Consider the following 20,768-nt stretch of genomic DNA (forward strand, 5'->3'; position numbering starts at 1 on the left):
ATGCCGATGATCACCCTGCGCCAGCTTCTGGACCACGCGGCCGAGCATGACTATGCCGTGCCCGCCTTCAACATCAACAACATGGAGCAGGGCCTGTCGGTCATGCAGGCGGCCCAGGCCACCCGCAGCCCGGTGATCCTGCAGGCCAGCCGCGGCGCGCGGGCCTATGCCAATGACGCGGTGCTGGCGGGGCTGATCGCGGGTCTGGCGCGGGCCTATCCCGACATCCCGATCTGCATGCATCTGGACCATGGCAACGGGCTGGAAACCTGCGCGACCGCGATCCAGAACGGCTTCACCTCGGTGATGATGGACGGGTCGCTGAAATCGGACGGCAAGACGCCCGCCGATTACGCCTATAACGCCGACATCACCCGCCGCGTGACCGAGATGGCCCATGCCTGCGGTGTGTCGGTCGAGGGAGAGCTGGGCGTGCTGGGCAGCCTTGAGACCGGCATGGGCGACGCCGAGGACGGCCACGGCGCAGAGGGCAAGCTGTCCGAGGAGCAGCTGCTGACCGACCCGGACGAGGCCGTGCGCTTTGTCGAGGAGACTGGCGTGGACGCCCTGGCCATCGCCATGGGCACCAGCCATGGCGCCTACAAGTTCACGCGCAAGCCCGACGGCGACATCCTGGCCATGCATGTGATCGAGGAGATCCACCGCCGCCTGCCCAACACCCATCTGGTGATGCACGGCTCCAGTTCGGTCCCCGAGGATCTGCAGGCGATCATCAACGCCCATGGCGGCGACATCCGCCCGACCTGGGGCGTCCCGGTCGAGGAGATCCAGCGTGGCATCCGCCACGGCGTGCGCAAGGTGAACATCGACACCGACAACCGCCTGGCCATGACCGCCGCGATCCGCCGCGTGATGGCCGAACACCCGGCCGAGTTCGATCCGCGCGCCTATCTGAAGCCCGCGATGGCGATGATGGCCCAAGTCTGCCGCGACCGCTTCGAAGCCTTCGGCACGGCCGGCAACGCCGACCGCCTGCGCCCGCTGTCCCTGCCCGAGATGGCCGCGCGCTACTGATCCGTGCGGGCCAGCAGCGCCTCGACCTCGGGGCCGATGGCGTCTACGATCTGTCGGACGCCCTCGGCATTGGGGTGGATGCGATCCTCCTGCATCAGATCGGCCAGGGACAGGCCCTGCGTGGCCTTCTCGCCGATCGGCCCCAGGAAGTCGGGGACCAGCAGGGCGTCGTATTCGGCCGCAAGTTCGGCATACATCGCCTCGAAGTCGCGCTTGAAATCGGGGCCGTAATTGCCCGGCGCGGGCACGCCCGCCAGCAGCACGGGCACCCCCGCCGCCTGCGTCTTGTCCAGGATCGCCGCCAGGTTCGCGCGGCTGGAGGACGGGTCGATCCCGCGCAACAGATCGTTGCCGCCAAGCGCCACGATCATCGCATCGGGCCCGTCCGCCAGCGTCCAGTCGATCCGCGCGGCACCCCCCGCGGTGGTGTCCCCCGACACGCCCGCATTGGTCACCGCGACGTCATGGCCGCGCTCGCGCAGCCACGCCTCCAGCATGGGCACGAACCCCTGATCCTGCGGCAGGCCGTATCCCTGCGTCAGACTGTCGCCCATCGCGGTCAGGCGCAGCGTCTCTGCGTCAGCAGGGGCTGCCCATGATGCCGCGATGGTGACCGCCAGCGCCGCGACGGCGGCCGTCAGGCGGTTGCCTTCGCGGGCGGGCCGACCATATCGTGCCCCGACACCCAGACCGCGACGAAGGAGCGACCCGATGGCCGACCCCGTGATCCGCCTGTCCGATGCGCATCTGACGTTGCAGGGCAATGCCGGGCCGGTCCCGATCCTGCGCGGCCTGTCGCTGCAGGTCGAACGCGGAGAGACGGTCGGGCTGGTGGGTCCTTCGGGATCGGGCAAGTCGTCGCTCCTCATGCTGATGGGCGGTCTGGAACGCGCCACGGGCGGCCTTGTCGAGGCGATGGGTCAGGACCTGACCGCGCTGGACGAGGATGCGCTGGCGCGCTTTCGTCTGTCCCATATGGGGGTGGTGTTCCAGTCCTTCCACCTGATCCCCACCATGACGGCGCTTGAAAATGTCGCGACGCCCCTGGAGCTGGCCGGGGCGCCCGACGCCTTCGACCGCGCGGCGGCGGAACTGGACCGCGTGGGCCTTGGTGCGCGGCGCGACCATTACCCCGCGCAACTGTCGGGCGGAGAGCAGCAGCGCGTGGCCCTGGCCCGCGCCGCCGCGCCGCGCCCGGCCATCCTGCTGGCGGACGAACCCACCGGCAATCTGGACGGGGCGACGGGGCAGGCGATCATGGATCTGCTGTTCGGGCTGCGCGCCGATCATGGCGCGACGCTGGTCCTTGTCACGCATGACCCGGACCTGGCGCGACGCTGCGACCGGGTGATCCGCCTGGCCGACGGCCGTCTGGCCGCCGAGGCCGCGGCATGAGCCTGGCGCTGGCGGCCCGGCTGGCGCGGCGCGACCTGCGCGGGGGCCTGCGCGGGTTCTGGGTGCTGCTGACCTGCCTGGCGCTTGGCGTGGCCGCCATCGCCGCCGTGGGGTCGGTGCGCGCGGCGATCCAGGCGGGGCTGACCGCGCAGGGCGCGATCCTGCTGGGCGGCGATGCCGAGGTGCAGCTTACCTATCGCTTTGCCACGCCCCCAGAGCGGGACTGGCTGGAGGATCGGGCCGTCACGGTATCCGAAATCGTCGATTTCCGGTCCATGGCGGTGGTCGGGCAGGGGGATGCCTCCGAACGCGCCCTGACCCAGGTCAAGGGCGTCGACGCGGCCTGGCCCCTTCTGGGTCAGGCGGTGCTGGACCCGCCCATGCCGCTGGCGCAGGCCTTGGGGGCGACCCCGCAGGGCCTGCCCGGGGGCGTGATGGCGCCGCTGCTGGCCGACAGGCTGGGGCTGTCTCCGGGCGACGTGTTCCGCCTTGGCACGCAGGATTTCGTGCTGACCGCGCGGCTGGTCAGCGAACCCGATGCGGGCGCGGCCAGCTTTGGCTTCGGCCCCCGCACCCTGGTCCTGCGCGAGGCGCTGGCCGACAGCGATCTGTTGGGCGCAGGCACGCTGTATGACAGCAACTATCGGCTGGCGCTGCCGCCGGGGACCGATCTGGACGCGCTGCGGGCTGACTGGCGCGCGGCCTTCCCCGACAGCGGCGCACGCTGGCGCGACAGCCGCCGTGGCGCGCCGGGCATCGACAGTTTCGTGGACCGCATCGGGGCGTTCCTGGTGCTGGTCGGGCTGACCGGGCTGGCCGTGGGCGGCGTCGGCGTGTCGGCCGCGGTGCGCGCCCATCTGGCGCGCAAGACCGAGACCATCGCCGTGCTCAAGACCTTCGGCGCGTCGGGACGCACGATCTTTCAGGTCTATCTGCTGCAGATCGGGGCGGTGACCGCGATCGGCGTCGCGGCGGGGCTGATCCTGGGGGCGCTGGTGCCGCTGGCGCTGGCGCCGCTGCTGACGGCGCGCCTGCCGGTGCCGGCGGTCTTCGGCGTCTATCCGGGCCCCCTGGCGCAGGCGGCGGTCTATGGCGTGCTGACTGCGTTCATCTTTGCGCTGTGGCCCTTGGCGCGGACGCGGCGCATCCGGGCGGCGACCTTGTTCCGCGACGCGGACGCATCCGGGGGCGGCTGGCCCGAACGGCGCTATCTGGTGATGATCGTCGCAGCGCTGATCGCGCTGGTGGGGGCTGCCGCATTGTTTTCGGGGCTGTGGCGGCTGACGCTTGGCATGGCGGGGGGCGTCCTGGCGGCCTTTGTCGTGCTGGCCGGGGCGGCGGCGCTGGTCCGGCGCGCGGCGGGGGCGGGGGCGCGCCTGGCGCGACGCAGACCCGCGCTGCGGCTGGCGCTGGCGGCCATCGGCGGGCCGCGCAGCGAGGCGCTGTCGGTGATCCTGTCCCTGGGCTTGGGCCTGACGGTGCTGGCGGCGGTGGGGCAGGTGTCGTCGAACCTGCGCCAGGCCATCGCGACCGAACTGCCCGAACGTGCGCCCAGCTATTTCTTCCTGGACATCCAGCCCGATCAACTGGACCCGTTCCTGACCCGGCTGCGGGACGATCCGCTGGTCGGCGACGTGCAGACCGCGCCGATGCTGCGCGGCATCGTCACGCAGCTGAACGGGCGCCCCGCGCGCGAGGTCGCGGGCGATCACTGGGTGCTGCGCGGCGACCGGGGCATCACCTATGCCGCGACCCCGCCGCCGGGCACCCAGATCACCCGCGGCGACTGGTGGCCCCAGGATTACGCCGGCCCCCCGCTGGTCAGCCTGTCCGAGGAGATCGCGACCGAGATCGGCCTGGACCTGGGCGACACCGTCACCGTCAACATCCTGGGCCGCGACATCACCGCGACCATCGCCAACCTGCGGGTGGTGGATTTCAGCGATGCGGGCATCGGCTTCGTCATGGCGCTGAACCCGGGCGCGCTGGCGGGCGCGCCGCACACCCACATCGCCACCGTCTATGCCGATCCGGCGGCCGAGGCGCAGATCCTGCGCGATCTGGGCAACCGCTTTCCCAACATCACCGCCGTCCCCGTGGCCGAGGCGATCGACCGTGCCTCGGACGCCCTGGCGGGGATCGCGGCGGCGGTGGCCTGGGCGGCGGGGGCCACGCTGGTCACCGGCTTCGTGGTGCTGATCGGGGCCGCGGCGGCGGGCGAACGCGCGCGCGTCTATGAGGCCGCGATCCTGAAGACGCTAGGCGCGTCGCGCGCGCTGATCCTGGGCAGCTTCGCGCTGCGCCAAGCGCTGATGGGGGCGGCGGCGGGGCTGGTCGCGCTGTTGGGCGGGGGCCTCGCGGGCTGGGCTGTCAGCCGCTTCGTGATGGACGTGCCCTATCGGTTCGACATGGGCTCGGCGCTGCCCATCGTGGCGGGCGGTATCGCCGCGACCGTCGTGGCGGGGCTGGCCTTTGCGTGGCGCCCGCTGGCCGCGCGGCCCGCACAGGTCCTGCGGGCGCAGGACTAGGGGTCGACGGGACCGGGCAGGGGGGCCGCGGGCTGGGATACGTCGCGCTGCCATTCCCGCCAGATCGACATCAGCAGCGCCATCAGCACCGGCCCCACGAACAGGCCCACCAGGCCCATCGTCTTGATCCCGCCGATCAGCCCGAAGAACGTGGCCAGGAAAGGCAGCTTGACCGGGCCGCCGATCAGCACGGGGCGGATGGTCTTGTCCACGATGAACAGCTCGACCGTGCCCCACAGGAACAGCGCGGCGCCCGCGACCGGCGTTCCGCTGAACACCAGATAGGCCGAGATCAGCGTGAAGGACAGCGGCGCGCCGCCCGGGATCAGCGCCATGAACCCGGTCACGACCCCGAAGAACACCGGCGAGGGCACCCCCGCCAGCCAATAGGCCGTGCCCAGGATCACCCCCTCGCCGATGGCGATCAGGGTCATGCCGGTGACGGTCGCGCTGATCGTGGCGGGGACCACGCGCGACATGTGCGACCAGCGGCCGGGCAGGATGCGCGCGCCCACGCGGTCCAGCTGCGCCACGATGCGTTCGCCGTCGCGATAGAACACGAACAGCGCGATCAACGTGAACAGCAGGTTCAACATAAAGTGGAACGCGGTCGATCCCGCGGTCAGGATGCCGCGATAGACGGAATAGATGTTCGACCCGGTGACCGCCTGAACCAGCTGGCTGATCGCGCCGGGCTGACCGATATAGGTGCGCCATTGCTGGTCCAGCCACGGCCCAACGCGGGGGATGTCGGCGATCCAGGGGGGCGTGGCCTCGCCCATGGCGTTCACGTTGCCCGCCCACAGGATCCAGACGCGCAGTTCGGCCGCCGCATAGGTCAGCGCCATCAGCAGCGGCACCACCAGGATGCACAGGATCGCCAGCACCAGCAGCGTCGCGGCCAGCGTCGGCCCAGTGCGCTCTGCCAGGCAATCGCGGATGCGCCAGCTGGCCACGCAGATGATCGTCGCGGCCAGGACCGGGATCAGGAAGCCGTGGAAGAAATAGATCGACGCCGCAAGGATCCCCAGCAGCAGCCAGCGCGCGGCCGACAGGTCGGTGACCAGCGGGCGCGGCGCCGGACGGGGAACGGCGTTGCGGTCGGCCCCTGGGGTCATTCGCGCGTCTCCGGGTGGTCGTCGCCAGGGGCGGGCGGCAGCGTGCCCTCGGCCCGGTCGCGGTGCAGGGCGGCGCGGCCCAGCAGCATCAGCGTGACGGGGACCGTCGTCATGATGCCCAGACCCACCATCAGTTCATGCAGGATCGGGCGCCCCTGCTGAAAGCTGGCCAGCAGCGCCGACCCCAGGATCACCCCGCCCGTCCCCCAGCTGGAGGCCAGCGTCGGCGCATGCAGCCGGTCATAGAAGCTGTTCATCCGCAAGAACCCCCAGGCCCCGATCAGCGTCAGCGTCGCACCCAGCATCACCAGCCCCGCCACCGGAATGGCCAGCCACAGGGGGATGTCGTCAAGCGGGCTCATTCGATCACCTCTCCGCGGAACAGGAACTTGGCCAGCGCGATGGAGGCCACGAACCCCATCACCGCGATGACCATCGCGGCCTCGAACAGGTAAAGTGAGCCAAGGCGCATCCCGGTGACCAGGAACAGCAGCATCACCGCGATATACAGCGTGTCAAGGGCCAGCACCCGGTCCTGGGCGCGGGGACCGCGCAGGATGCGCAGGCCCGCCAGGCAGCCCGCCAGGGCCAGGACCACCTGGGCATAGCCGATGGCAAAGGTCAGGATCGTGCCGCTCATTCGAAGATCTCCTGCAGCATGGGTTCATACACGTCGCGGATGACATGCAGGTAATGGTCGGTTTCGGCCCCGTCGAAGACATGCAGGACAAGCGTCTGGCGGTCGTGGGAATATTCGATCCAGGCGGTGCCGGGCGTGGCGGTCAGGATGATCGACAGCACCGCCAGCCCGGTCGGGCTGCGCAGCTGCAGCGGCACCTCGAGGAAGGCCGAGCGGCGGCCCGACCGCCCCTCGGTCAGGATCAGCCGCGCCACGCGGATGTTCGACCGGACGATATCGCCGAACAGCGTGGAGATCAGCCGCGGCACCACGCGCCAGTTGCGCGGCGTGGCCCGTTCGGGGTGCAGCGACGACATCGCCCAGCCCGCCAGCAGCGCCAGCGCGCCCCCCAGCAGCAGGTGACCAAGCGAGAACCGCGTCATTACCATCCACAGCAGCGTCAGCAGGCCCGACTGGACGGGATAGGGGACAAGCCGGATCATCATGGAACGTCCTCTGGGGTGGGCGGCTGCGCGTCGTCGGCACGGGGCGCGGTCAGCACGCCCTGGGCATAGCGCGACGTCTGATGCAGCGCCTGCGCGGTGCGGTCGGTATAGCGCAGCACAGCCTCGGATTCGATGCTGATCACGGCCAGGACGGCGATCAGGGCCATGATCGGCGCGATCTCCATCGCCATGACGGGGGAATCGCGGTCGTCATTGGCCCAGAAGGTCTGGATGCCGATCCGCGCCAGCCCGATCAGCGTGGCAAAGCCCGACACCAGCAGCAGCGCGACGAAGGCCCAGCCCAGCCAGGGGCTGGTGTCGGCCGTGTCGAAGACGCCCTGGATCATCGTCAGCTTGCCGATGAAGCCGGGCATCGGCGGCAACCCCGCCAGCGCCAGCAGGCACAGCGCAAAGCACGCCGCCAGTAGGGCGGGGCCCGCGGCGATGGCGGGGCCGTCCGGGCCTTCGTCGTCGGACGGCAGGTCGGCCTTGGCGCCATAGATCTCGGCCGTCAGCGCCAGCATGGCGGCGATGCCGCCGTCGTCGCGCGACATCGGCTCGACCATCAGGAACAGGGCGCCCGCGGCCAGGGTCGACGCGACCATGTAATGCAGGGCGCCCGCCAGCATCCATTCCCCGCCCCCCGCCAGCGCCAGCCCGGTCACGGCCAGCATGGTGCCCGACGACAGGATCACCGCATGCGCCGCGATCCGCCCCAGGCTTTGCGACGCCAGCACGCCCAGCATGCCGAAGACGACCGTGGCCATGCCCAGCCCGATCAGCAGCCCCGCGCCCAGCCCCGCAGACGGGCCCGATCCGGCCGCGAACAGCAGCATCGTCAGGCGCAAAATCGCATAGATGCCCACCTTGGTCATGATCGCGAACATCGCGCCCACCGGCGCGGCGGCGGCCATGTAGGCGTTGGGCAGCCAGAAGGACAGCGGCCAGATTCCCGCCTTGACCAGGAAGGCCACCCCCATCAGCGCCAGGCCCATCTGCAGCAGGGGCCGGTTGGCGGCATCGATGTCGGGCATCATGCTGGCCAGATGCGCCATGTTCAGCGTGCCCGTCACGCCATAGATCAGGCTGATCCCCAGCAGCAGCAGCAGGGACGCCGCCAGGTTGATCGCGATGTAATGCAGCCCCGCGCGGACCCGCACCTGTCCCGACCCGTGCAGCAGCAGGCCGTAGGACGCGGCCAGCAGCACCTCGAAAAAGACGAACAGGTTGAACAGGTCGCCGGTCAGGAACGCGCCGTTCAGACCGACCAGCAGGAACTGGAACAGCGAAAAGTAATGCTGCCCTTGCCGGTGCCAGGACGCCCGCGCATAAACCAGCGACGCCAGCGCCAGCACCGATGTCAGCAGCAGCATCATCGCCGCCAGGTGATCCAGCACCAGGACGATCGCCATCGGCGCGGCCCAGTCCCCCAGCAGGTAGAAGCCGATGTTCTCGGCCCCTTCGGACGCGCCCAGCTTGGCGCGCATCAGCAGCGCCACCGCCACCGCGAGGGTCAGCCCGGTCGCGATCAGGCTGAGCCAGAATTTCGCCGCGCGCTGGCGGTCGTCATAAAGCAGCATCAGCGCGCCGGCGACGAAGGGGATCAGGATCGGGGCGATGATCAGGTGCTGGCTCATGGCTGCTCTCTCTCGCGGCCGTCGACATGGTCGGTGCCGGTGAACCCGCGCGAGGCGATCAGCACGACCAGGAACAGCGCCGTGGTGGCAAAGCTGATGACGATGGCGGTCAGGACCAGCGCCTGGGGCAGCGGGTCGGCATAGCGGGTCGGATCGACGAAGCCGCCCTTGGGCATGATCGCGGGCGCCGACAGCGTCAGGCGCCCCATGGAAAAGATGAACAGGTTCACCGCATAGGACAGCAGGCACAGCCCCACGATGACCTGGAAGCTGCGCGGGCGCAGGATCAGCCAGATGCCCGACGCCGACAGAACGCCGATGGCCAGGGACAGCACGATCTCCATCAGCGGATCTCCTTCGTGGCGGGGGCGGCATCGTCCTGTTCGCGCAGGCGCGCGGCGCGCAGGGATTGGTGGGCGATGGCGATCAGCATCAGCACCGTCGCGCCCACGACCAGGGCGAAGACCCCCAGGTCGAACAGCAGCGCGGTCGCGGCGGGCACGTTCCCGATCAGCGGGATCGAGACATAGCGGGCATGGGCCGACAGGAACGGATAGCCGAAGATCCACGACCCCATCCCCGTGCCAACCGCGATCAGCAGGCCGATGCCCATCCAGCGGATCGGCAGGATGGTCAGCCGCGCCTCGACCCAACGCACATTGGTGGCCAGGTATTGCAGCAGGAAGGCGATGGCCATGGTCACGCCCGCGGCGAAGCCGCCGCCCGGCAGGTCATGGCCGCGGAAGAAGAAATAGGCCGCGACCATGATCAGCACCGGGAACATCCACAGCATGATGACCGACGGCACCATCAGGTAGTCGTCCAGCGCCTGCTGGCTGGTGGCCTGCTGCTGGTTGGGCTGGTCCACGCTTTCGGGGGCGGGGCGGAAGCGGCGCAGCAGCGAATAGACGGTCAGGCCCACGATCGCCAGCACGGCGATCTCTCCGAACGTGTCGAAGGCGCGGAAATCGACCAGGATGACGTTCACCACATTGGTGCCGCCGCCTTCGTAATAGGCGTTGGCCAGGAACCAGTCGCCCACGTTCGGGACCAGCGGCCGTGTCATCACCGAATGCGCCACCAGGGCGATGCCCGACCCGCCCGCGACGGCCATCACCAGGTCGCGCATCCGCCGCCTGCGGGCGGATGCCAGGTTGTCCTCGGGCAGGCCCGCCCGGCGCTGGGGCAGCCAGCGCAGGCCCAGCAGCAGCAGGACCGTGGTCACCACCTCGACCAGCAGTTGGGTCACGGCAAGGTCGGGGGCCGACAGCCAGGCGAAGGTCAGGCAGGTCACCAGACCCGCGCCGCCCAGCATCGCCAGCGCGGCAAAGCGGTGGTACTTGGCCTGCCACGCCGCACCCACAGCGCAGGCCCCGCCGATCAGCCACATCAGCGCGAACGCCAAGCTGAAATCGGTCACCCGCGCCGGGGGTGCCCAGGGGAACCGCGCGCCGATGGCCGCGACGGCCAGAAACAGCGCGACCGCCACCAGCAGGCGCAGCTGCGGCTGCAGCCGTTCGGTCGCCAGCCTGCCCAGCACGCGGCGGGGCAGGACCCACGCCCCCTTCAGCATCAGCCGGTCGAAGACGCGCTGCCCGCGCAGGCGGTGCAGCAGGGGCGGGCCTTCGGGTCCCAGGGGGATGCGGGTCCGGGTCATCGCATAGATCAGCGTGCCCACGCCCAGGGACACCAGGCTGAGCATCAGCGCCGCATTGACCCCGTGCCAGATCGCGATGTCGTAATAGGACAGGTCGGGCCCAAGCACAGCGCGCGCGGCGCTGTTAATGACGGGGCCGATCACCGGCGCGGGCAGGATGCCCACCGCCAGGCAGGCCGCGGCCAGCAGGCTGACGGGCAGGCGCAGCAGAACCGGCGCCTCGGACACGCGGCCGCGCAGGGCGTCGGGCAGCGGACCGAAGAACACCGACGCGATGAACCGGATCGCATAGGCGGCGGAAAACGCGCTGGCCACGACCGCCAGATAGGGCAGGCTGTCGTCCAGCCAGCTGCCGTTGTGCCAGGCGACGGCCTCGGCCAGGAACATCTCCTTGGACAGAAAGCCGTTCAGCAGCGGCACGCCCGCCATCGCGGCGGATGCGATGATCGCCAGGGTCGCGGTGAAGGGCATCACGCGCGCCAGGCCCCCCAGCTTGCGCAGGTCGCGCGTGCCGGTCTGGTGGTCGATGATGCCCGCGGTCATGAACAGCGACGCCTTGAAGACCGCGTGATTGCAGATGTGAAAGATCGCGGCCAGGATCGCGCCCTGGCTGCCGATGCCGGCCAGCGCGGTGATCAGGCCCAGATGGCTGATCGTCGAATAGGCCAGCAACCCCTTGAGGTCGTGGCGGAACAGCGCGATCACCCCGCCGGTCAGGAAGGTCGCCATGCCGATGCCGGTCACGGCCAGGAACCACGCCTCGGTCCCGCCCAGGACGGGAGAGAAGCGGATCAGCTGGAACACCCCGGCCTTGACCATCGTGGCACTGTGCAGGAAGGCCGAGACCGGGGTCGGCGCCGACATCGCGCCGGGCAGCCAGAAGTGGAACGGCACCTGCGCCGACTTGGTGAACGCACCCAGCAGGAACAGCGCCAGAATCGCGCCGTACATCGGATGTTCGCGCACCTGCGGCCCCGCGGCCAGCACCACGTCCAGATCGTGGCTGCCCACGACATGGCCCAGCATCAGCATTGCCAGCAGCAGGCACAGCCCGCCCATCGCGGTGATCAGCAGCGCGGTGCGCGCGCCGTCGCGTGCCGCCTGGCCCTGGTGCCAGAACCCGATCAGCAGGAACGACACGACCGATGTCAGCTCCCAGAACACCACCAGCATCAGCAGGTTGCCCGACAGAAGGATGCCCTGCATCGCGCCGGTGAACGCCATCAGCAGTGCGAAGAAGCGTGGCAGGCGGTCCTTGCCCGCCATGTAGACCTGGGCATAGACGACGACCAGCAGGCCGATCGCGCTGACCAGCGTCGCGAACATCCAGGCGAACCCGTCCATCCGCAGCGACAGCGACAGCCCCGCCGACGGCACCCAGTCCAGCGATGCGCGCAGCACCTCGCCCGACATCACGGGTCCCCCCAGCCCCGCCGACAGCGCGATTCCGGCCAGCATCGTGATGCCCGCCAGAATCCCCGCCGCGCGCCCCGAGACGCTGATCAGCAGAAGCGCGGACAGGAAGGGAAGGACCGCCAGCAGCACCAGAAGGTTCTGCTGCGCAAGGGCGGTGGGGGTCATCATCAAGGGCGGTCCTTCGCTGGGGCGGCATGCAGGGCGGGGCAGGATCCCAGGCGGGATCATGCGGGCGTCGGGGGAATGCGGCAAGATGCGGGTGATGACGGGACGGCGCATGCGATGTGGCCGTGCCGCGGCACGATCCGTCCGGGATCACCTCTGTGGGGGCGGCCGCGGAGCCATCGGCCGCGGGTCAGGACAGCAGGCGTCCGCGGGCGCGGGTCAGGCCAGCGGAGGGCCGCGGGCGCGGGCAGGGCGGGCGACGCCCTGCGGCCGGGGAACGTCCGCGTCGGACGCGGCGATGATCGAGACGGCCTGCGGCGGGACGGGCCTCGCGGGCGTGCGGTACCAGGGATCGGCGTCCGGCAGTGGTGATGTCGCCTGCGGTCCGGTCGGGGCCTTGGAGGTCAGGACTGCGACCTGGGCCGGGCTGTCGGAATACAGCCGCTGCTCCTCGGTCAGGCGCAGGAACTGCGGCCCCAGTTCGACCGAGGCAGGCGCCGTCGCCCCGTACAGCGCAAGCTGCACGATGCTGGCCACCAGGACCAGAACGCGCATGATGCACGCCAAGGGTGTCCGCTGTCCGTCCATGGCGCGGATATTGCAGACGCCGCCGGGGCGATGCAAGGGCGGGTGGGGGGCGCAGACGCGTTTGTCACCCCACCGGCAGGTGCAGTTCGGCCCGCAGGCCGCGCCCCTGCGCCCCCGCGCGCAGCCGCAAGGTCCCGCCGAACAGCTGCGCGATCTCGGTCACGATGGACAGGCCCAGGCCGCTGCCGCCGGGCCGCGCCTCGGCCGACGCGCCGCGGGTAAAGCGCGAGGTCAGCTGGTCCATCGCCGGGGCGGCGATGCCGGGGCCGTCATCCTCGACCGAGATCACCGCCGTGCCGTCCTGCCGCGCGACGCGGACGGTGACCTCTGCCCCGCGGCCGGCATAGGCCAGCGCGTTGTCGACCAGGTTCTTCAGCGCCTCGGCCAGCAGGACGGGTTCGGCGCGCACGACGACGGGCTGGCCGTCATAGCCCAGGTCGATCCCCGCACCGGCGGCGCGGGGGATCATCTCTCCGGTCAGATCGCGGGCCAGGGCGTGGGCATCCAGCGGCGCGACCATCGGATGGCCCGCGGCCGCATCGACCCGCGCCAGCAGCAGCAGCTGCGCCAAGATCCGTTCGGCATCGGCCAGCGCCGCGTCGCCCTTGGCCACCGCCGATCGCGCGGCCTGCGCGTCGCCCGCCCGCTGCGCCAGGGTCAGCTGGGTGCGGATCACCGCCAGCGGCGTGCGAAGCTGATGGCTGGCATTGCCGGTGAAGTTGCGCAGCGCCGACAGCGCCGTGGCCAGCCGCACCATGAACGAGTTCATCGCCGCGACCAGGTCCTGGACCTCCTGCGGGACGTCGGTGGGCAGGGGGGACAGGTCGTCCGCGCGCCGCGCGCTGATCGCGTCGCCCAGCCTGTTCAGCGGGCGCAGCGCCAGCGGCACCGCGATCCAGATGATCGCCGCCGCCCCGCAGATCATCAGCGCCAACCTGGCCGCCGAGCGCAGCAGGATCGCCTGCGACAGCTGGTTCCGCGCCAGCTTGGATTCCGCGACCGTCACGCGGAACGGGATGGATTCGATGCCCGTCGACACGGTCCGCGCCAGCGTGATGACCCGGATCGGCGCACCGGCGAACACCGCATCCGCATAGCCCGCCCCATCCGCGCCCGGTTCGGCCAGCGGCAGGTCGGCATAGCCGGTCATGAACCCGCCCGGCCCGTCGACGCGATAGAACACGCTGTCCTGCGCGGTCGAGGTCAGCATCTCCAGCGCGGAATAGGGGATGTCGGCCTGCAGGGCGGCATCGTCGCCCACCGTCACCCGTTCCGCGATGGCCAGCGCCGATCCGGTCAGCACCCGGTCGGACACGGCGCGCGCGGTGGACACGGCCTCGGACCAGGTGTCGGCCATCGCCAGCGTGCCCAGGGCGGCCGTGGCCGCCAGCAGCCAGGCCAGCAGGCGGCGGCGCAGCGATCCCATCGGCGCTCAGACGCCCTTGTCGATGTAATAGCCGATGCCCCGCGCGGTGCGCAGCTGCACCCCGTGGGGCGCCAGCCTGCGGCGCAGGCGGCTGGCATATTGCTCGATCGCGTTGTCCGACAGGGTATCCTCCAGCGAGGTCATGGACTGCATGATCGTCTCCTTGGGGACGACCTTGCCGGCGCGCATGAACAGCAGTTCCAGCAGCGCATGTTCGCGGGCGGGCAGGTCCATCGGCTGCCCCTCGGCCAGGAAACGGCGCGCGGTCAGGTCCAGCATGACGCCGCCGATCGTGACCTCGGCCGCGCGCAGGCCCGCCTGGCGGCGCAGCAGCGACCGGACGCGGGCCTCGAACTCGGTGATCTCGAAGGGTTTGACCATGTAGTCGTCGGCCCCCAGATCCAGGCCCCGGACGCGTTCCTCGGGCGTGCCGCGGGCGGTCAGGATCATCACCGCAGCCGGGTCGCGGCGTGTGCGCATGCGGCGCAGCACCTCCAGCCCGTCCATCTGCGGCAGGTTCAGGTCCAGGATCACCAGGTCGAACCGCTCCGCCGCGATCAGCGCCTCGGCCGAGGCGCCGTCATCGACGTGATCGACGGCATGCCCCGCACCGGCCAGAAGCTGCACCAGCCCGTCGGCCAGCGCCGCGTTGTCCTCGACCAGCAGAATGCGCATCGACCGTCCCCCCGGCGGCGATCTTAGGGCCGCGCGGGCCGGGCAGGCAAGGGCGCGCGGCCCGCTTGTCCGGCGGGGCGGCGGGTGCCACGATGCGCCATGCTGGTGCGCATGATTCCCCGCCTGTCCTGCGTTGCGCTGATCCTGTCCGTCATCGCCGGGGCGGCGGCGGCCGACACGCTGCGGTTTCCCGCGCCCTCGGGCGCGCAGGACCAGCCGCTGCGCCTTTACATGTCGCTGGACGAGGATCTGGCCCGCCCGCTGATCCAGGGGTTCCAGGCGCTGAACCCCGACATCGCCGTCGAATACCAGGACCTGCTGACCGGCCAGATCTTTGCGCGCATCACCGAAGAGACAGATGCCGGCGGCACCACCGCGGATCTGGCGTTCTCCTCGGCGATGGACCTGCAGATCAAGCTGGCCAATGACGGCTATGCCCAGGCGGTGGCCACGCCGTCCTCGGCCGACTGGCCGCGCTGGGCGAACTGGCGCGACACGGCCTATGCGATCACGTTCGAACCCGCCGTCCTGGTCTATCACAAGCCCAGCTTCCGCGACCGCCAGCCCCCCGCGACCCGGTTCGAGCTGCTGGACTGGCTGGATCATGGCGGGGCGGCGGTGCAGGGGCGCATCGGCACCTATGACATCGCGCTGTCGGGGGTGGGATACCTGTTCCTGGCCCGCGACCAGGAGCATTTCTTCGACATCTGGAACCTGGGCCAGGCGATGGGTCGCGCGGGCGTCCAGCAGTTCGCGACCTCGCGCGAGATCCTGGAACGCGTGGCCGACGGGCGGCTGGCGGTCGGATACAACATCCTGGGGTCCTATGCCGCGGACTGGGCGCGGCAGGAGCCGGACGTGGGCCTGCTGTTGCCGCGCGACTTCACCGTGGTCGTGTCGCGGGTGGCGCTGGTGCCGCGTGCGGCGGCGCGGCCCGACCTGGGCGCGGCCTTCCTGGCCTTCCTGATGTCGCGCGAGGGCCAGACTATCCTGGCCGAGGAGCTGCGCCTGCCCGCCGTCAGCCTGGAGGTGTCGTCGGGCGCGGACGGCATGCCCCCGGCGCTGGGCGCGCAGCTGCGCCCCGTGGCGATCAGCCCCGGCCTGCTGGCCTATCTGGACCAGTCGCGCCGTGCCCGGCTGATCGCGCGATGGCAGCAGGCGCTGTCCCCGCCGGAGCCGGGCCAGGAATAATCGCGCCGATGTCAGCTTTGCGTCAGGTTGGCGTGTCAGGATGCCCGTTGCCGGGTGGAGGCCCGGCCAATGGGGAGGACTATCTTGAAACACGCGATTCTTGCGGGCCTGTTCACCGCGGCCCTGGCCGTTCCGGCGCTGGCCACCGACTATACCATCCTGGCGCCTGCCGCACCGGGCGGCGGCTGGGACCAGACCGCCCGCACCATGCAGGAGGTCCTGCAGGCCGAGGGCATCTCTGATTCCGTGCAGGTCCAGAACGTTCCGGGCGCCGGCGGCACCGTGGGTCTGGCGCAGTTCGCGTCCTCGGCCACCGGAAAGGCCGACCAGCTGATCGTGGGCGGCTATGTGATGGTCGGGGCGATCCTGACCAACGCCTCGCCCGTGTCGCTGGCCGACGTGACGCCCATCGCCCGCCTGACCGGCGAATACGAGGCGATCGTGGTGCCCACCGCATCCGAGATCCAGGACATCAACCAGCTGGTCGAGATGCTGAAGGCCGATCCCGGCTCCGTCAGCTGGGCCGGCGGTTCGGCGGGCGGCGCGGACCACATCGCGGTCGGCCTTCTGGCCAACGCCGCCGATGTCGACCCGACCGCGATCAACTACATCGCCTATTCCGGTGGCGGCGAGGCACTGGCCGCGATCCTGGGCAACCAGGTGACCGCGGGCATCTCCAGCCTTGGCGAGTTCAAGCCGCAGGCCGATGCCGGGACGCTGCGCATCCTGGCCGTCACCTCCGAGGAGCGGATCGAGGGCGTCGACGCCCCCACCCTGACCGAGGTCGGCCTGGACGTCGTGCTGCAGAACTGGCGCATGGTCGCCGCCCCCGCAGGACTGTCCCCCGAGGACGAGGCCGCCATCGCCGCCGACATCGAGACGATGGCCAAATCGACCGCATGGCAGGAGGCGCTGGCGACCAAGGGCTGGGCCGACACCTATCTGGCGGGCGACGCGTTCCGCGCCCAGCTGGAGGAGGAGACCGCCACGACGGCCGCGGTCCTCAAGGACATCGGGCTGGTCGAATGACGACTGCCCCGGACACGAGACGCCGCCCCGACGGGGCGGCGCTGACCGTGGCGGCCGTGCTGGCGCTGATCGCGGTCATCATTTTCCGCGACGTGGCCACGCTGCCGCAGAACCGGGGCTATTCCGGCGTCGGCCCGGCCGACGTCCCGCGCTGGATCGCCTGGGCGCTGCTGGCGCTGTCGGCCTGGACCGTCGTCGCGGCATTCCGCGACGCGCCGGCCGAACGCCCGGCCCAGGATCCCGCGCCCATCGCCTGGATCATCGGCGGCCTGGCCGCACAGCTGGCGCTGCTGAACACGGCGGGCTTCGTCATTGCGACCGCGCTGCTGTTCGCGGCCACCGCCCGGGCCTTCGGCAAGCGCAACCTGGCGCTGACCCTGCCCATCGGGCTGATCTTCACCGGGACGATCTATCTGGTCTTCTCCCAGCTTCTGAACCTCAGCCTTCCGGCGGGTCCGCTGGAACGCCTGATCACGGGGGGCTAAGGGCATGGACACGTTCGGATATCTGTTTCAGGGCCTGATGGTCGCGACCGACCCGATGATCCTGCTCTACGCGCTGATCGGCGTGACCGTGGGCACCGCCGTGGGCGTGCTGCCCGGCATCGGGCCCGCACTGACCGTGGCGCTGCTGCTGCCGGTGACCTACGGGCTGGACCCGGCTGGGTCGCTGGTCATGTTCGCGGGCATCTATTACGGCGGCATGTATGGCGGATCGACCACGTCGATCCTGCTGAACACGCCGGGCGAAAGCGCCTCCATCGTGACCGCGCTGGAGGGCAACAAGATGGCCCGCGCCGGACGCGGCGGGCCGGCGCTGGCCACCGCTGCCATCGGATCCTTCGTCGCGGGGCTGGTCGCGACGCTGCTTCTGGCCTTCGTCGCGCCGACGGTGGTCAAGCTGGCCCTGACCTTCGGCCCGCGCGAGTATTTCGCGCTGATGGTGCTGGCCTTCGTCACCGTGTCGTCTGCCTTTGGCGACAGCGCGCGCAAGGGGCTGATATCGCTGTTCATCGGACTGGCGCTGGCCTTGGTCGGCATCGACCAGCTGACCGGTCAGGCGCGGCTGGATTTTGGCGTCCCGCAGCTGCTGGACGGGATCGAGGTCACGACCCTGGCCGTGGCGCTGTTCGCCGTGGGCGAGGCGATGATCGTCGCCGCCAACCGTCATGGCGTCGAGGACAAGGTGACGGCGGTCAAGGGATCGGTCTGGATGACGCGCGAGGACTGGAAGCGGTCTTGGAAGCCCTGGCTGCGCGGCACCTTCATCGGTTTTCCCATCGGCGCCATGCCCGCGGGCGGTGCCGACATCGCCACCTTCCTGTCCTATGCCGCCGAAAAACGCGCCGCCAAGCGCCCCGAGGAGTTCGGCCACGGCGCCATCGAGGGCGTCGCCGGGCCCGAGGCCGCGAACAATGCCAGCGCCGCGGGCACGCTGGTCCCGCTGCTGACGTTGGGCCTGCCGACCACCGCCACCGCGGCGATCATGCTGGCCGGGTTCCAGCAGTTCGGCCTGCAGCCCGGACCGCTGCTGTTCGCGACCAACCCGGATCTGGTCTGGGGCCTGATCGCGTCGCTGCTGATCGCCAACGTGATGCTGGTGATCCTGAACCTGCCCCTGATCGGGCTGTGGGTGCGCCTGCTGACCATCCCGCGGCCGTGGCTTTACGCGGGCATCCTGTGCTTTGCCACGTTGGGCACGATCGGCGCCAACCCCTCCCCGATCGAACTGTCGATGCTGCTGATCTTCGGCGTCATGGGCTATCTGATGCGCCTTTACGGCTATCCCATCGCGCCGGTGGTCGTGGGGCTGATCCTGGGCCCGATGGCCGAACAGCAGCTGCGCCGCGCGCTGTCGATCAGCCAGGGCGACGTGATGACGCTGGTCTCGACCCCGGTATCCGCGGGGCTGATCGCGGTCGCGGCCTTTGCGCTGATCGTGCCGATGATCATGCGGGCCCGCGGCAAGGGTCAGGTCCTCAGCCAGATGGCATCGGACGAGGATTGACGCGAAACCCCGGCCCGGTGACGGGCCGGGGTCATGCACCCGGCGCAAGGCTGGGTTGACCGGATGCTGCATTGCAGAAACGGGGGTCGGACCCGATATCTCTGCTGTCACCTGATGACGGAAAGAGAGACCGAAATGACCACCCTGCGCAATGCCTGGAACCGCCTTCTGTCCGCGATGGACACTCTGGGTGCCAGCCTCGAGGCGGCCCGCGCCGTCCGCGCCCATCGCCGTCCCGCCGATGCCAGCCTGAAGCAGCTGGGCATCCGCCGCGACAGCTTTCCGACCCATATCTGATCGCGGCCCCGGTCCGATCCGCCACCCGGCGCGCCGCCCCCCGCGGCGCGTCTTCGTGTTTCCGGGTCACGGCGGCGGAAAACCGACGATTGCGTGAACAGACGCGGAAAGGTGCTGGTCCGATGGGGGGCCGTCGCCTATCGTGGCGGTCCAGGACGGCCGTGACGCCGCCTTTCATCACCTGACGAAAGTCCCATGCTCCTCGAAATCGCCATTGTCCTGCTGTTGACCCTGTTCAACGGCATTCTTGCCATGTCCGAACTTGCCATCGTCTCTGCCCGGCCCGCCCGGCTCAAGACCATGGCCCAGCAGGGCAGCCGGGGGGCCGCGACCGCGCTGGACCTGGCCGCCGATCCGGGCCGGTTCCTGTCCAGCGTCCAGATCGGCATCACGCTGGTGGGCGTGCTGTCGGGCGCCTTCTCGGGCGCGACACTGGGCACGCGCCTGGCCACCGCCCTGGTCGCGGGGGGCATGCAGCCCGCATTGGCCCATACGCTGGCCGTGGGCGGCGTGGTCGTCGCCATCACCTATCTGTCGCTGATCGTCGGGGAACTGGTCCCCAAGCAGATCGCCCTGCGCGCCCCCGAGGCCGTTGCCGCGCGCATCGCGCCGCTGATCCGGATGATCTCGCGCATCGCGGCGCCGGTGGTCTGGGTGCTGGACCGGTCGGGGCGGGTGCTGCTGGCCCTGCTGGGCCAATCGGGCAAGGCCGAGAGCAGCATGTCCGACGAGGAGATCAAGGTCATGCTGGCCGAGGCGCACAACGCCGGCGTCATCGCCCCGGCCGAGAACGAGATGATCGCCGGCGTCATGCGCATCGCCGACCGCACCGCGCGCGGCCTGATGACCCCCCGCCACGAGGTGTTGATCGCCGACGCGAACGCCACCCCCGACGATCTGGCGCAGGTCTTCCGCACCGGCCATCGCTCTCGCATCCTGCTGCGGGACGGGGCCGATGACGACATCGTCGGCGTCATCCATGCCCGCGACCTGATCCGCCTGCAGGCCGATCCCGCCGCCGACCCGCGCGCGCTGATCCAGGCGGTGCCCGTCGTGCGCGACGGTCTGCCGGCGCTGAACGTGATCGAGCAGCTGAAATCCTCGCCCGCGCACATGCTGCTGGTCTTTGACGAATACGGGCATTTCGAGGGTGTGATCACCGCGATGGACGTGCTGGAAGCCATCGCTGGCGACTTCCCCGACCCCGGAGAGGACGAGCCCAAGGCCGTCCGGCGCGACGATGGCAGCTGGCTGATCGCGGGCTGGATGCCGGTGGACGAGTTTTCCGACCTGCTGGGCGTCCCGTTGCCCGAGGATCGCGATTACGAATCCGTGGCCGGCCTGGTTCTTGACCTTGCGGGCGTCCTGCCCGAGGTGGGCGCCCACGTGACCCTGTCGCCCTGGCGGATCGAGGTGGTGGACCTGGACGGCCGCCGCATCGACAAGCTGCTGGTCGCCCGCATCGACTGACGAACGCCA

General features: G+C 70.3%; 20 protein-coding genes. 9 read left to right on the top strand and 11 right to left on the bottom strand.

The genetic code is table 11. The features are described 5' to 3' along the window. Window positions 1-1,035 carry a class II fructose-bisphosphate aldolase gene (gene fba, locus PRL19_RS09020; RefSeq protein ID WP_273742709.1) on the top strand — a complete coding sequence of 345 codons (1,035 nt, stop codon included), beginning with the start codon at window positions 1-3 and terminating at the stop codon, window positions 1,033-1,035. On the opposite strand, the gene PRL19_RS09025 is transcribed toward fba, so the two are convergent. Further along, a complete protein-coding gene (locus PRL19_RS09025; protein WP_337960252.1) occupies window positions 1,029-1,589 on the bottom strand; it encodes an arylesterase in 561 nt (186 codons plus the stop codon). The two genes, fba and PRL19_RS09025, sit on opposite strands and share 7 nt — an antisense overlap. A 157-nt stretch (window positions 1,590-1,746) precedes the next feature. Here PRL19_RS09025 and PRL19_RS09030 point away from each other — a divergent pair, with 157 nt between their 5' ends. Together PRL19_RS09030 and PRL19_RS09035 are read left to right on the top strand one after the other, a co-directional pair. Beyond that, complete coding sequence (locus PRL19_RS09030; RefSeq protein ID WP_273742710.1) at window positions 1,747-2,430, top strand: ABC transporter ATP-binding protein; 684 nt, start codon at window positions 1,747-1,749, stop codon at window positions 2,428-2,430. Continuing rightward, window positions 2,427-4,958, top strand: a complete 2,532-nt coding sequence (locus PRL19_RS09035; RefSeq protein WP_273742711.1) for an ABC transporter permease — start codon at window positions 2,427-2,429, stop codon at window positions 4,956-4,958. Before PRL19_RS09030 ends, PRL19_RS09035 begins: the two co-directional genes overlap by 4 nt. Here PRL19_RS09035 and PRL19_RS09040 read toward each other — a convergent pair. The 10 genes from PRL19_RS09040 to PRL19_RS09085 all read right to left on the bottom strand — a co-directional run bounded on the left by PRL19_RS09040 (window position 4,955) and on the right by PRL19_RS09085 (window position 14,765). Continuing rightward, entirely contained in the window at window positions 4,955-6,076 is a 1,122-nt protein-coding gene (locus PRL19_RS09040) for an AI-2E family transporter (protein WP_273742712.1), read from the bottom strand. The two genes, PRL19_RS09035 and PRL19_RS09040, sit on opposite strands and share 4 nt — an antisense overlap. Beyond that, window positions 6,073-6,438: a monovalent cation/H(+) antiporter subunit G gene (mnhG, locus tag PRL19_RS09045; protein ID WP_045983162.1), complete on the bottom strand. Its 366-nt coding sequence runs from the start codon at window positions 6,436-6,438 to the stop codon at window positions 6,073-6,075. Before mnhG ends, PRL19_RS09040 begins: the two co-directional genes overlap by 4 nt. Then, complete coding sequence (locus PRL19_RS09050) at window positions 6,435-6,716, bottom strand: K+/H+ antiporter subunit F (RefSeq protein ID WP_045983163.1); 282 nt, start codon at window positions 6,714-6,716, stop codon at window positions 6,435-6,437. The genes mnhG and PRL19_RS09050 overlap by 4 nt, the downstream gene beginning before the upstream one ends. Beyond that, a complete protein-coding gene (locus tag PRL19_RS09055; protein WP_273742713.1) occupies window positions 6,713-7,201 on the bottom strand; it encodes a Na+/H+ antiporter subunit E in 489 nt (162 codons plus the stop codon). Before PRL19_RS09055 ends, PRL19_RS09050 begins: the two co-directional genes overlap by 4 nt. After that, the gene (locus PRL19_RS09060) at window positions 7,198-8,838 is read right to left on the bottom strand and encodes a monovalent cation/H+ antiporter subunit D (RefSeq protein WP_273742714.1); all 1,641 of its coding nucleotides are present in this window, start codon (window positions 8,836-8,838) and stop codon (window positions 7,198-7,200) included. Before PRL19_RS09060 ends, PRL19_RS09055 begins: the two co-directional genes overlap by 4 nt. Then, complete coding sequence (locus PRL19_RS09065) at window positions 8,835-9,182, bottom strand: Na+/H+ antiporter subunit C (protein WP_045983165.1); 348 nt, start codon at window positions 9,180-9,182, stop codon at window positions 8,835-8,837. The genes PRL19_RS09060 and PRL19_RS09065 overlap by 4 nt, the downstream gene beginning before the upstream one ends. Continuing rightward, window positions 9,182-12,079, bottom strand: a complete 2,898-nt coding sequence (locus tag PRL19_RS09070; RefSeq protein WP_273742715.1) for a monovalent cation/H+ antiporter subunit A — start codon at window positions 12,077-12,079, stop codon at window positions 9,182-9,184. Before PRL19_RS09070 ends, PRL19_RS09065 begins: the two co-directional genes overlap by 1 nt. A 216-nt stretch (window positions 12,080-12,295) precedes the next feature. After that, window positions 12,296-12,631 (bottom strand): hypothetical protein, encoded by a 336-nt coding sequence (locus tag PRL19_RS09075; protein ID WP_148910485.1) that lies wholly within the window; start codon window positions 12,629-12,631, stop codon window positions 12,296-12,298. 97 nt (window positions 12,632-12,728) lie between these two features. Beyond that, a complete protein-coding gene (locus PRL19_RS09080) occupies window positions 12,729-14,090 on the bottom strand; it encodes a sensor histidine kinase (protein ID WP_273742716.1) in 1,362 nt (453 codons plus the stop codon). Between the two features lie 6 nt (window positions 14,091-14,096). Continuing rightward, complete coding sequence (locus PRL19_RS09085; protein WP_046000203.1) at window positions 14,097-14,765, bottom strand: response regulator; 669 nt, start codon at window positions 14,763-14,765, stop codon at window positions 14,097-14,099. Between the two features lie 99 nt (window positions 14,766-14,864). Between PRL19_RS09085 and PRL19_RS09090 the strand changes: the two genes are divergently transcribed. From PRL19_RS09090 to PRL19_RS09115, 6 genes are all read left to right on the top strand, one after another. Then, window positions 14,865-15,956: an ABC transporter substrate-binding protein gene (locus PRL19_RS09090; protein ID WP_273742717.1), complete on the top strand. Its 1,092-nt coding sequence runs from the start codon at window positions 14,865-14,867 to the stop codon at window positions 15,954-15,956. Window positions 15,957-16,040: 84 nt separating this feature from the next. Next, window positions 16,041-16,985, top strand: a complete 945-nt coding sequence (locus PRL19_RS09095; protein WP_240542512.1) for a Bug family tripartite tricarboxylate transporter substrate binding protein — start codon at window positions 16,041-16,043, stop codon at window positions 16,983-16,985. Continuing rightward, complete coding sequence (locus tag PRL19_RS09100) at window positions 16,982-17,470, top strand: tripartite tricarboxylate transporter TctB family protein (protein ID WP_045982028.1); 489 nt, start codon at window positions 16,982-16,984, stop codon at window positions 17,468-17,470. Before PRL19_RS09095 ends, PRL19_RS09100 begins: the two co-directional genes overlap by 4 nt. Window positions 17,471-17,474: 4 nt before the next feature. Continuing rightward, window positions 17,475-18,992: a tripartite tricarboxylate transporter permease gene (locus PRL19_RS09105; protein WP_045982029.1), complete on the top strand. Its 1,518-nt coding sequence runs from the start codon at window positions 17,475-17,477 to the stop codon at window positions 18,990-18,992. 135 nt (window positions 18,993-19,127) lie between these two features. Further along, a complete protein-coding gene (locus tag PRL19_RS09110) occupies window positions 19,128-19,289 on the top strand; it encodes a hypothetical protein (protein WP_157020456.1) in 162 nt (53 codons plus the stop codon). 195 nt (window positions 19,290-19,484) lie between these two features. Continuing rightward, window positions 19,485-20,759: a hemolysin family protein gene (locus tag PRL19_RS09115; RefSeq protein WP_273742718.1), complete on the top strand. Its 1,275-nt coding sequence runs from the start codon at window positions 19,485-19,487 to the stop codon at window positions 20,757-20,759. The last annotated feature ends 9 nt before the right edge of the window (window positions 20,760-20,768 follow it).

Origin of the sequence: Paracoccus marcusii (assembly GCF_028621715.1) — a bacterium.
GTDB lineage: Bacteria > Pseudomonadota > Alphaproteobacteria > Rhodobacterales > Rhodobacteraceae > Paracoccus > Paracoccus marcusii.